At 42.8% G+C, this 10879-nt stretch carries 7 protein-coding genes; 1 reads left to right on the plus strand and 6 read right to left on the minus strand.

Going from position 1 to position 10879, the window contains the following annotated elements:
• The coding region (locus tag ACLOR3_RS00220; protein WP_412036874.1) for a glycosyl hydrolase family 95 catalytic domain-containing protein at positions 1-4030 on the plus strand (4030 nt) is incomplete at its 5' end.
• A 213-nt stretch (positions 4031-4243) separates the two neighbouring features.
• On the opposite strand, the gene ACLOR3_RS00225 is transcribed toward ACLOR3_RS00220, so the two are convergent.
• From ACLOR3_RS00225 to ACLOR3_RS00250, 6 genes are all read right to left on the minus strand, one after another.
• On the minus strand, positions 4244-5047 hold the full coding sequence (locus ACLOR3_RS00225) for an ABC transporter ATP-binding protein (RefSeq protein ID WP_048715373.1): 804 nt from the start codon (positions 5045-5047) through the stop codon (positions 4244-4246).
• A gap of 13 nt (positions 5048-5060) precedes the next feature.
• A complete protein-coding gene (locus ACLOR3_RS00230) occupies positions 5061-5954 on the minus strand; it encodes an ABC transporter permease (protein ID WP_048689748.1) in 894 nt (297 codons plus the stop codon).
• A 10-nt stretch (positions 5955-5964) separates the two neighbouring features.
• Positions 5965-6939 carry an ABC transporter substrate-binding protein gene (locus tag ACLOR3_RS00235; protein ID WP_306474442.1) on the minus strand — a complete coding sequence of 325 codons (975 nt, stop codon included), beginning with the start codon at positions 6937-6939 and terminating at the stop codon, positions 5965-5967.
• 427 nt (positions 6940-7366) lie between these two features.
• A complete protein-coding gene (locus tag ACLOR3_RS00240; protein WP_411399965.1) occupies positions 7367-8341 on the minus strand; it encodes a hypothetical protein in 975 nt (324 codons plus the stop codon).
• A 271-nt stretch (positions 8342-8612) separates the two neighbouring features.
• Positions 8613-9836 (minus strand): hypothetical protein, encoded by a 1224-nt coding sequence (locus ACLOR3_RS00245; protein WP_195550048.1) that lies wholly within the window; start codon positions 9834-9836, stop codon positions 8613-8615.
• 112 nt (positions 9837-9948) lie between these two features.
• Positions 9949-10879, minus strand: a 931-nt coding sequence (locus tag ACLOR3_RS00250) for a hemolysin family protein (protein ID WP_412036875.1), incomplete at its 5' end; no start/stop codon positions are given.

Consider the following 10879-nt stretch of genomic DNA (forward strand, 5'->3'; position numbering starts at 1 on the left):
CTCTAGCTATCCTGATAATGTTACTGTGACCCATTTGAGTAAAAAAGGGAATAAGACCCTCGATTTTACCCTTTGGAATAGCTTGACAGAGGATTTACTTGCGAATGGTGACTACTCTTGGGAATATTCGAAGTATAAACAAGGGGCAGTCACGACCGATTCAAATGGTATCTTGCTCAAGGGGACTGTCAAAGACAATGGCCTTCAATTTGCCTCTTATCTTGGAATCAAGACAGATGGACAAGTCACTGCCCAAGATGGCTATTTGACTGTCGCTGGAGCCAGCTATGCGACCCTTTTACTCAGTGCCAAGACTAATTATGCTCAAAATCCAAAAACCAATTACCGCAAGGATATTGATGTAGAGACAACTGTCAAATCGATTGTCGAGGCTGCTAAAGCCAAAGATTATGAAACTCTAAAACATGACCACATCAAAGACTACCAAAGTCTTTTCAACCGTGTCCAACTAAATCTTGGTGGTAATAAGTCTAGCCAAACGACAAAAGAAGCTCTCCAAACCTATGATCCTACAAAAGGGCAAGAACTAGAAGAACTCTTCTTCCAATACGGACGTTACCTACTGATCAGTTCTTCTCGTAACCGGACAGATGCCCTTCCTGCCAACTTGCAGGGAGTCTGGAATGCTGTAGATAATCCACCTTGGAACGCTGATTACCACCTCAATGTCAACCTACAAATGAACTATTGGCCTGCCTACATGAGTAATCTTGCAGAAACGGCTAAGCCAATGATCAATTATATCGATGACATGCGTTACTATGGCCGTATTGCTGCTAAAGAATATGCCGGTATCGAATCCAAAGAAGGTCAGGAAAATGGATGGCTGGTTCATACTCAGGCGACACCATTTGGATGGACTACTCCTGGTTGGAATTATTATTGGGGTTGGTCTCCTGCTGCCAATGCTTGGATGATGCAGAATGTCTATGACTACTATAAATTCACCAAGGATGAGGCTTATCTCAAAGAAAAGATTTACCCAATGCTCAAGGAAACAACCAAGTTCTGGAATTCCTTCTTGCACTACGACAAGGCTAGTGACCGTTGGGTTTCTTCTCCGTCTTACTCGCCAGAGCATGGTACTATCACGATCGGAAATACTTTCGACCAATCTCTAGTTTGGCAACTCTTCCACGACTATATGGAGGCAGCCAATCACCTCAATGTCGACCAAGATTTGGTGACAGAAGTGAAGGCTAAATTTGACAAGCTCAAACCACTCCACATCAACCAAGACGGCCGTATCAAGGAATGGTACGAGGAAGACAGCCCTCAATTCACCAATGAAGGCATTGAAAACCATCACCGCCACGTTTCCCATCTAGTTGGACTCTTCCCAGGTACTCTATTTGATAAGGACCAGCCTGAATATCTGGAGGCCGCACGCGCAACTTTGAACCATCGTGGAGATGGCGGTACAGGTTGGTCCAAGGCTAATAAAATTAACCTCTGGGCTCGTCTCTTAGACGGAAACCGCGCTCATCGTTTATTGGCAGAACAGCTAAAATCTTCAACTCTAGAAAACCTCTGGGATACCCATGCGCCTTTCCAAATCGATGGGAACTTTGGTGCAACCAGTGGGATGGCAGAAATGCTCCTTCAGTCTCACACAGGCTATATTGCCCCATTACCAGCCCTTCCAGATGCTTGGAAAGACGGTCAAGTCTCAGGTCTCGTGGCCCGTGGCAACTTTGAAGTCAGCATGAAATGGAAAGAAAAAAATCTTGAGACATTAGCTTTCCTTTCCCATGCAGGTGGAGATTTAGTGGTCGATTATCCAGACATCGAATCGAGTATTGTCAAGATTAACGGGAAAGAAATCAAACCAACTCTTCTCAAAGACAATCGGATTCAGATTGCCACTCAAAAAGGGGATCAGATCACCTTTGAAAAGTTACCAGAGCGGGTCACTCGCCTATCTGCTGTGAGAAAGGATGCTGTAACTGCTGAACTCGATTTCAATCCAGTTACAGATGTGACCCACTATGTCATCCGTCGAGAAAGTAATGACGAAAGCAGTGATGCTCCTTCTATCAAGGAATTCCTAACCAATGTCACTCATTTCATCGACCGCTCCATCGATTCTCTCCATAGCTATAGCTATTCTGTTAGAGCCATGATTGGGGAGCACTCAAGGCAAGTATCCGAATCTGCGTCAATCCAGCCAGTTGTCGAATTGATGGACGATAGAGATCCTCGTGTTCAATACGGCCCTGCCTTCCATAACTGGGAAGACGCTGACCTATTTACAGGAACTGAAAAATATGCTGACCTAACTGTCGATAGTTATTCTGACAACGATGCCACTGCTAGAATTTCTTTTAATGGACGAGGAATTGAAATCTATGGTCTCAAATCATCTGAATTAGGCCTAGCAGAAGTACAAATCGATGGCAAGAAAGTAGGAGACCTGGATTTCCACACATCGGGAGAGACGGAAAAAAGTGCTCTAATCGGTCGGTTTACAGGACTTCCTGATGGAGAGCACCTTCTGACTCTAACCGTGAAGAAGGAGCATTTGAACCGAGGGAATGAACGCTCAAAAATTTCCTTGGATTACTTTAAAATCTATCCGGGTCAAGGGGCGACTGTTGAAAAGATGGATGATAGAGATTCTCGTATCCACTATGGCTCCTTGTTCAAGGACTGGAGCGAATCAGGCTTATATCAAACGACAGAAAAATACGCGACTCTCCAAAACGTGGATCCTTCTCAGTATTCAGAAGCCAAAGCAACCATTCCATTCACTGGTACAGGTATTCGCATTTACGGCTTAAAATCTTCTGACTATGGAAAAGCCTTAGTCACCATAGATGGAAAAGAAATGCCAAGTTTGGACTTCTACTCAAGTGCTGACTATGAAAAGAATGTGTTAATAGGCGAGTATACAAACTTAAGCAATGGAAATCATATCCTCACCTTGACAGTGGATCCTAACTCTCCTGATGACAGAAAGATGATTTCCCTGGATTCATTTGACATCTTGAAGCCGTCAACAGTATCCCTGGATACTCCAAGCCTGGCCCCAATAAAAGCAGGCGATCAGACGATTACACTCACACTTCCGTCTGGGGAGTGGGATGCTATTGCCCTTCATTTCCCTGGGGAAAAAGATCCTATTTTCCTCAAAAAAACGGACGAGCAGCACGTCATCCTATCAGATGAAAATCGAGTGTTAGAGATTAAGGACCAGCAAGTTGAATTGCCGATCCCAGAAACTGCTCATCAAAAACAAACTCAGATTATCTCAGCCTATGCCATCCGAGGAAAGACCATCACTAGTCCGGTCGTCTCTCTCTTACCTGCTATTGTGACAAGTTTGGGAGACCAAGAACCACCTGTGGTGACCCTTCCTGAGTACACAGAGCCAATCGGCACTGCTGGACAGGAGGCGGCTATCCACTCTCTACCTGAATATGTCCTTCGAGTACTGAAAGACCAAACAAGCCAGGTAGAGGTCATTAGTGGAGAAAATGAGATTGGTAGTGACAGTCATTTAGAGATTCAAAAGGTCCTTGACCAAGGACTCTTTGGCAAAACCTACGATGCTTTCAACCTTCAACTCAAGGATAAAGAAGGGAATCCAGTTTCAGTAAAAGGAAGTGTACTGGTACGACTTCCACTATCAAAAGAAGTGAAGCAAGTCTATGTCTTGACTCCTAATCGAGAACTCCAAGCAGTAGCATTTACACTACGAGAGGGCATGATTGAATTCATGGCACAAGAGTTAGGAACCTATGCCATTGTCTACCAGTCAGACTCCAGTGTACCAGTGGAGCCGACTACATCAGAAAGAAGGGAGCCAAACAAGCCAGTTTCAGAGAACACGAGTCCAAGAAAGGGCAATGATGCTTTAATGAGTGCTCCCAACTCTAAACAAGACCAAGCTTCGCAAAGACAGCTTCCAAAAACGAATACGGAACACAAGAGTTCATACATACTTTTCTTAGCAGGACTCAGCCTTGTTCTCTCAGCTAGCTTCCTAGGGAAAAAGGAACAGGTTTAGCTTGATGTGGCTGACAGCATCAATAAAAAAGAGAGTGGGACAGAAATCGGTAATTCGTTAGAATTCGATTTCGTCGTCCCACCTCCGCACAGTTGAGTAGGGCTGTAAAAGCTGATGAAATCAGCGTAGTAGAGCCCACTCAACCACTGCGTCTTGCTCGACAATCCAAAGACAATTGAGAGGCTAGGACTTTTGTCCCAGCCTCTTTTTCGTTTATCCTAAAACCAATTCGTCACTCACTAAGGTTTCACCACTGTTCTGATGGAAAAGGCGCATCAAGTCTTCAACCGTCAGGTTCTTCTTTTCTTCTCCTTTAACATCAACCACGATTTTGCCTTGGTAGAGCATGATCAAGCGATTACCATATGCGATGGCATGGTTCATATCATGCGTAATCATCAAGGTTGTCAAATCATGGCTTTCCACGATCTTTTGCGTCAATTCCATAACCATTTCACTGGTCTTGGGATCGAGCGCTGCGGTATGTTCATCCAGTAGCAAGAGTTTTGGTTTGACCAAGGCAGCCATGACCAAGGTCAAAGCTTGCCGTTGTCCCCCTGATAAGTATTGCGTATCCACTTTGAGGCGATTTTCTAAACCAATATTGAGTTCCTTCAAAGCCGTTTTAAATTCTTCGCGGTCTTTTTCTTTAACCCCCCAACTGAGTCCCCGTCTTGCTCCACGTTTTTTAGCAATGGCCATATTTTCTTCAATGGTCAAGCGGGAAGCCGTCCCCATCTTAGGATCCTGGAAAACACGCGCAATATCCTTGGCACGCTTCCGAACACTAGTCTGCTTAATGGATTTTCCTTCTAAAAGGATATCCCCTTGGTCCACTTGCAGGCCACCTGCCAGAATATTCATCAAGGTCGATTTACCGGCTCCATTTCCTCCGATGACAGAAATGAAATCTCCTTCTTCTACTGTCAGATCCAAGCCTTTGAGAACATGGTTTTCATTGACCGTACCTGCTTCGAATGTCTTATGGATATCTTCAATTTTTAACAATGTTGCCATTTATCTTCTCCTTCTAGTTGCTGGTTAATTTCAATCCACGAATCTTGAGACGTTTCTGGGCTTCTGGGGCGAACAAGACCAAGGCCAAGAGAATAGCGTTAAACAAACGGACCAAGTTTTGGTCTAGGTTTGGAATTTCGTAGATATTGAGGATAATGAGGCGGTAGACAATTGCCCCCACTCCAATCGAAAGCAAGCGTCCTCCAATGGTCAAATCATGGATCAAGACTTCTGCTAAAATAACAGCACTGAGACCTACGACGATGGTCCCTGTACCAGAAGTCACGTCTGAGAAGCCATCTGTCTGAGCGAAGAGAGCCCCACACAATGCCACCAAACCATTGGAAATCATGTAACCGAAAATCTTCATGGTGTCCACATTCACCCCATTGGCCTCACTCATCGGGATATTGTCACCAGTCGAACGAAGAACCAAACCAATCTGGGTTTTCATCAAGAGGGTCAAAATCAGACAGACCAATAACAAACAAGCAATACTAACAGCAAAGACTGCCTCCTCATTGGACAAACCCAAGCCCATCACAGACTTGAAAATGGTACTAGAATCTCCAATGGATAAATTAGGGACGCCCCCCATGATCTTAATATTGATTGAATAGAGTCCCGTCAGAGTCACAATCCCTGTTAAGAGCGCTGGGATCTTCATCTTGGTATGAAGAAGACCAGAGACCAAACCTGCTAGCATCCCTGCTAAAATCGAGAAGAGGGTCGCTAGCCAAGGGTTTTGCCCTGCTTGGATTTGTGACGCAACGACTGCAGCACCAAGTGGGAAAGCCCCTTCTGCTGTCATATCCGCTATATCTAAAATGCGGAATGTTAAGAAAATACCAATGGCCATAATCGACCACAATAAACCTTCAGATAAACTTGATAATACTAAATCCATCATCCATCTCCTATTTCTTTACGTTTATACCAGAGAGATCAATCCCTAATTTCTTAGCCATCTCTTTGTTGACATACAATTCTAGATTTTTAGGCGCTTCCACTGCCAGTTCGCCTGCCTTTTCCCCTTTCAGGATACGAATCGCCATCCGAGCAGATTGACGACCCAACTCGGTGTAGTCTGTCCCATAGGTATAGAGCCCTCCTACTTGGGCCATTTCAATCGAACCTCCAATAACTGGAACCTGATGTTTCAAAGACACTTGTTTGATGGTTTCCATTGTGGAAGAAATGATGTTGTCTGTTGGGACAAAGACCATATCGACTTCTGACATCAAACTGTCAGCTGCCGCTTTCACATTATTACTGTCTAAAATGGTCTTCTCTACGACACGGTAGCCTTTGGCCTCAAGGACCTTCTTGGCTTCCTCTTTTTGAACGACGGAGTTGGGCTCACTTTGCGTATAGAGGATCCCAATCGTCTTAGCTGTTGGTAAAACCTTTTGAATCAGATCGACTTGCGTAGCAATGGCATCTGAAGATTGGTCGCTCGTTCCTGTCACATTGCCACCAGGCTGATCCAAGTTCTTGACCAACTTGGCAGCCAGAGGGTCCGTCACTGCGGAAAAGACTACCGGGGTCGTTTTGCTTGTATTGGCGATACTTTGTGCTGACGGAGTCGCAATGGCAAATACAAGATCACTTTCCTGTGACAATTGATTTGAAATATTTTTCAAATTTCTCTGCTCCCCTTGGGCATTTTGATAATCAATTTCAATCTCTTCTCCATCCACATAACCTTGTTTGGCTAACTCTTCGACAAAGCCTTTTCGAGTCGCATCTAGAGACTTATGGGTAATATACTGGGAAATCCCAATCTTGATCTTTTGATGCTTAGAGGTCTTCAAATGGTGGAGGGTTAAGAGGGAGGTCATTAGTAGACCAACTACCAGGACCGGTGCAATTAACTTCTTTACAATTTTCATGAAACATGTCTCCTTCTCTAAAACATTCAAACAGAATACAAAAAACCGTTTAGATGATTCTAAACGGTTGGTATCATTCCTCACAAACTTAAAAGTATGCCAGCATTGCCGTCCATTTAGATATCATCTATATGGACCACAATCAAAAATCTTAGCCACATAGATACAAACAAATTGCTCGTTTCGTTTGCATCCATGAGTTCATGTCTACAAACATTATCTAAAGTAGCTAAAGTAAAAGTTTTGATTCAACAATGTGGAGTTCGTGTTTTTCATAAGATTCTGCTTTCGTTTTTTTATGTTGACTATCTTACCGAAAATTTTTCAAGCTGTCAACCCTAAATTCAGAATTTTTTTAATTATCTTATTTTTTCTACTTGAATCAACAAAAAAAGTGCCCGATCAGGGCACTAAATAAGCGAATATCTTATTTTTTGAAGGTGTATTTAAAATCATCCTCTTCATTCTGATAAACCGTTAACGTTCCGTTTACCAATTTATATTTGAGATTATATTGCATTACAAAGTTTCCACCACTATTTACAAGAAATTCATGAGTTTTTTCAGATAACTCGCCTTCGAATAGCACCATATCAATGGTCCCTTTTTTAACATCAATTTCAACTCCTATTTCCTTCAAGTAACCCCATTTGCTTCGTTCCTCAATGTACTCCAATGCATTCTCCATAGAATACAAATAACTTTTATCGCCTTCAAGGAGTTTTTTTGCTGCTCCTTTAAAATCAACTTTTCCTGATGTAGAAATTTTTACTTTGTTACCCTCTACTTCCACAATCATTTCGACATCTTTAATAAATTCACTAGAGATATCTAAAGTCGAGGTGAAACTTTCTTTAAAACCAGATGTCATTTCTTTCTTCAGTTCAGGAGTAGCTGACCATTTCCCTTGAATACTATTAGGATTTTTAGCAAATAAGAAAAATGCAAGCACAGATAAAACTGCAACGGCGACAAGACTACATAATCCAATAATCAGCCCTTTCTTAGACTTCTTACCGGGTATTGGGGCTTGTCCCATATATGAGGAATTAGTCTGGTAATTCAGTTGCCCATTGTTTGGATAACCTCCCTGCATCTGAGCATTGTTATAGGATGTGAAAGGCACTCCTGCTTGAGCCGACTCCTGAACAGGAGCTTGTGGCTGAGTTCCACCTTGCCCAAAAGCTTGTCCTTGATGTTGAAACGGACTTGTTCCACCTTGGTATTGATTTGAAGTTGGGCTTGCACCTCCAAATGGAGATTGAATTGAATTTACGGGCGTATTCGGTGTCGCTTGTGTTTTTGGACTTCCAAATTGACCAAAAAGCTGTTGGAATTCCTCCTGATTGGCCGGTCGACCATGGACTCTCTCGAACTCTGCTAACCATTCTTCTGGTTTCATGACTATCACCTTCTAACCTTTACTTATTTTATTATAAAGGAAATTCATAGGAGAAGCAAACCCTACTAAAATGAGTATAAAAATCAGGAAAAACCCTGATTTTATGGCTCTATAATTTCTGTAGTGGATAAAACTACCATAGGAATTATGGAGCCTATTTTGTTGTAGAAAACAAGAACATCAAAAAGGAGAGAACCAAGTTGGTCCTCTCCAGGTTATAACTTTTCATCAACCCACTACAGTTGACAATGAGCCTAAATAAGCGAATATCTTATTTTTTAAAGGAGTATTCAATTCCATAATCATTTCCATCCACGGAAACTTTCAGCGTTCCATTTTCAATTTTATACTTGAGATCGTATTTAAGGAAATGACTCGCATCTTCATCCTGAATGAATCGGTGATCTTTTTCATCCACCTCACCTTCAAAGGCTACCATTTTAAGAGTGCCTTTTTTCACATCGATTTCAAGTCCCATATCCTCTAAATAGGAATTCTCACTGTTTTCTTGGATATAGTCTAAGGCATCCTCAACAGAGTAAAAATCATTGTCCCCATCATCATAGAGTTCCTTTGCAGCTCCCTTGAAATCAATCTTACCAATCACACTGATGGTTACTTTTTTCCCCTTTACCTCTACGATCATATCCATATCTTTTACAAATTCACTAGAAATATCTGATGTAGTAGAGAAAGTGCCTGCAAAAGCAGACTTCATTGTCTTTTTCATTTCAGGAGTAGCCGACCATTTTCCTTGAATACTATTTGGATTTTTAGTAAAAAAGAAAAATGCAAGCACAGATAAAACTGCAACAGCAACAAGACTACATAAACCAATAATCAGCCCTTTTTTAGACTTCTTACCTGGCATTGGAGCTTGTCCCATATATGGGGAACTAGCCTGGTAATTCAGTTGCCCATTGTTTGGGTAGCCTCCCTGCATCTGAGTGTTGTTATAAGATGCGAAGGGCGCTCCTGTTTGAGCCGCCTCCTGAACAGGAGCTTGTGGCTGAGTTCCACCTTGCCCAAAAGCTTGTTCTTGATGTTGATACTGACTTGCTCCACCTTGGAATTGATTTGGAGCTGGGCTTGCACCTCCAAATGGGGCTTGGGCCGGAGATGGACCTCCGAACTGTGCTTGTTCTGGTGATGGCGTCACACCTCCAAACTGTGTTTGCTCTGAAGTTGGCGCTGCTCCTCCAAATGGCGTTTGCTCTGGAGTTGGCGCTGCATCTCCGAACTGTGTTTGTTCTGGGGCTGGCGCTGCTCCTCCAAATTTAGCTTGTTCTGGAAACGGTAAGGGGCCTCCAAATTGTCCTTGATTGGAAACAGGTGCTGCACCTTCAAATGGAGATTGGATTGGGTTTACGGGCGTATTCGGTGTCGTTTGTGTTTCTGGACTTCCAAACGTACCAAAAGCCTGTTGGATTTCTTCCTGATTGGCCGGTCGACCATGAACCCTCTCAAACTCTGCTAACCATTCTTCTTGTTTCATTGTGATCTCCTTCTAACCTTTAGTTATTTTATTATAAAGGAATTTCATGAGAGATGCAAATCCGTCTAAAATGAGCATAAAAAAATCAGGGAAACTCCCTGATTTGATGTTCTTATTCTTGACCTTTTGTCGCTTGCTCATCTTCATCGACTAGGTCACTGACCTCAACCTTCACCTTGGTGACACGACCATTTTTTACCTTATCATTTGTAAGGATCAGATGCTTCTTCATACTGTCTACTTCAAAACTCAAGCGTTCCTTGTGACCTGGAATCCGTCCGACACCAGTCAGGTAGTAGCCTGCAATGGTATCCACATCATCACTTTCCAACTTCACATCAAAATACTCATTGAAGTCATTTAGGGTCACAATCCCCTGCACAATATAGAGGTTGGGTTCAATTTCAAATACGTCATTTTCAGCCTTATCGGTCTCATCATCAATTTCACCGACGATTTCCTCAAGAAGGTCCTCCAAGGTTACCAGACCAGCCATTCCTCCATACTCATCAAGCAAAATGGCCATCTGATTTTGTGTATTCCGGAGCTCCTTCAAAAGATCATCCACAAAGATCGTTTCCGGTACAAATAGTGGTTCCTGAAGGATCTTGCGAAGAGCGATGTTATCAAATCCATTCACAAAACCTTCATTAAGCAAACGTTTGGTATGGATCAGACCAATGACATTGTCCTTGTCATCATCATAGACAGGAATACGAGAAAAATTCTGCTTTAAGATACTTTCGATGATTTCTCTGGTATCATCTTGGATATCCACCATAAAGGCATCCGTACGAGGAACCATTAGCTCACGCGCCATCAGCTCATCTAGTGAAAAGACTCCTTGCAACATTTCAATCTCGTCAGCATCCAGACTTGTTTCACTCTTAGCCAGCATATAGGCAATCTCATCTCGTGACATCTCTTCGTCTGCATCATCAAATTGCATAGGGGTCAGACGACTGACCAGATTGGTTGATGCCGATAAGAGCCAGACAAAGGGGCTAACGATTTTTCCTAGTAAAATCACAATTGGAGCCGTT

This window comes from Streptococcus intestinihominis (assembly GCF_046824975.1).
Lineage (GTDB): Bacteria > Bacillota > Bacilli > Lactobacillales > Streptococcaceae > Streptococcus.

What these genes read in the sequence shown, in the direction of transcription:
- ACLOR3_RS00245 (WP_195550048.1), bottom strand. Translation starts at nt 9,836, where the DNA reads ATGAAACAAGAAGAATGGTTAGCAGAGTTTGAGAGGGTTCATGGTCGA.
- ACLOR3_RS00235 (WP_306474442.1), bottom strand. Translation starts at nt 6,939, where the DNA reads ATGAAAATTGTAAAGAAGTTAATTGCACCGGTCCTGGTAGTTGGTCTA.
- ACLOR3_RS00230 (WP_048689748.1), bottom strand. Translation starts at nt 5,954, where the DNA reads ATGGATTTAGTATTATCAAGTTTATCTGAAGGTTTATTGTGGTCGATT.
- ACLOR3_RS00240 (WP_411399965.1), bottom strand. Translation starts at nt 8,341, where the DNA reads ATGAAACCAGAAGAATGGTTAGCAGAGTTCGAGAGAGTCCATGGTCGA.
- ACLOR3_RS00225 (WP_048715373.1), bottom strand. Translation starts at nt 5,047, where the DNA reads ATGGCAACATTGTTAAAAATTGAAGATATCCATAAGACATTCGAAGCA.